Consider the following 1,594-nt stretch of genomic DNA (forward strand, 5'->3'; position numbering starts at 1 on the left):
GACATCCATGGTCTGTAAAGGCGAATTACCATAGGCCAGATCACGTATCATTTTGATATCATCTTCAGCAGCCAGCACCGGCTTTATTAACAAAAACAAGCAAACAGTCAGTACTATCTTGAATGTCATCTTTTCATCCTTTGATTAGGTGTCAGCTAGCTATTTCATCTGAACGTAAGTTTACGTTATGCTATCAGACATGATGAACATCAAATCCTTTCTATACAGCTTGATTATGATGATGGTGCTGCAAACAGTCATTGTCGCGGCTGATGTACATCATATTATTTTTGATGAGCAGGATAATCACAGTCTCATCGATCCTATCGCCGATGATAGTCCGGATTCAGTCCATATGGATGCCGACCAACATCAGTGTGGTCACAGTCATTGTGTGCATTTTGTGGCTGTGCCGCATGTGGTGAACTTACCGCTGTCTTTATTTAAAGACACTTTTTTCAGTCCGTACCAATACATACATGCATCGGGTTCCGTCAGCTCTATGTACCGCCCTCCGAAAGCCTGATTCTGATTTAACACTTCCGCTCATCACCTATGCGTGATGAAAGAGTATTTATTTCAGGATTCCTATCATGAAACTCATTTATTTAGATGGGCAAACGCCATTTTTGCGTCTGTGCCTGTATGTTGCTTTCAGTCTGTTTATTGTGTCGTTTCAGGCCCATGCTGCAACAAACACGACATTGACATTAGTGCAAGCCATTAAAAAAACCTTAAATCAGAATCCCTCACTCAATATCTTTCCGGTTCGTGAACAAGGCCTGCAAGCTGAGCGTGAAACAGCCCAGCTATCACCGTCTTATCGCATAGGTGCTGAACTGGAGAACGTGGCTGGTACAGGTCAGCTAAGTGGCACGAAATCGGCTGAGCTCACGGTGTCTTTATCTTCTGTGCTGGAGCTAGGTGGAAAAAAACAAGCTAGGGTTGATGTGGTTGATCAAAAGCTGGCATTAACGCAAATAAAAAAACAGATTGCTTCGCTTGATTTACTCAGTACGGTTACCAAAAATTATATTCAGTTATTGATTGATAAACAGCGAATACAGCTTACTAAAGAAGAAGTCTCTCTTGCTCAAGCCACGGCTGATGAAGTCAATAAACGTGTCAGGGCTGCGATTGCGCCTAAAGCTGATTATGCCCGTGCAGTGGCCGCCGTTGAGCAGGCCAGATTAAATGTCTGACGTGTCGAACAGCGAATGCATGCCCATAAAATGGCTTTGGCTAATCTATGGGGAGAGATGCAGCCACAATTCAATAACGTAGCTGGATCACTGTTTGATTACGGCAGCAGTAGATCGTTTGAGTCACTATTCGAACGGGTCAAAAATAATCCGTCGCTGGCATTTTTTGCTGCTGAAACACGTTTAAAAGAATCTGAAATTCGTCTGGCAAAAACCCAACAGCAGGCCGATATCGATTGGTCTGTGGGTATTAGGCGAAGTGCTGATATTGATGAATCTGCGTTGGTAGCAGGGTTTTCTGTGCCGTTATTTGCAGAAAAACGTGCTGAGTCAGCAGTGAAATCAGCATTGGCAGCAAGAAATGAAATAATGTTTCGCCAACAAGACTTTCT

2 protein-coding genes and 1 pseudogene are annotated in these 1,594 nt (G+C 43.3%); all 3 read left to right on the top strand.

Going from position 1 to position 1,594, the window contains the following annotated elements; translation table 11 throughout:
- Positions 1–199: 199 nt before the first annotated feature.
- The gene (locus B4K20_RS03660; protein ID WP_289281927.1) at positions 200–526 is read left to right on the top strand and encodes a hypothetical protein; all 327 of its coding nucleotides are present in this window, start codon (positions 200–202) and stop codon (positions 524–526) included.
- 67 nt (positions 527–593) lie between these two features.
- The gene (locus B4K20_RS03665) at positions 594–1,202 is read left to right on the top strand and encodes a TolC family protein (protein WP_289281928.1); all 609 of its coding nucleotides are present in this window, start codon (positions 594–596) and stop codon (positions 1,200–1,202) included.
- 15 nt (positions 1,203–1,217) lie between these two features.
- Positions 1,218–1,594 (top strand): annotated as a pseudogene (locus B4K20_RS03670) (TolC family protein); the annotation flags it as partial.

Source organism: Methylophaga sp. UBA5088 (genome assembly GCF_002414625.1).
Classification (GTDB): Bacteria; Pseudomonadota; Gammaproteobacteria; order Nitrosococcales; family Methylophagaceae; genus Methylophaga; species Methylophaga marina.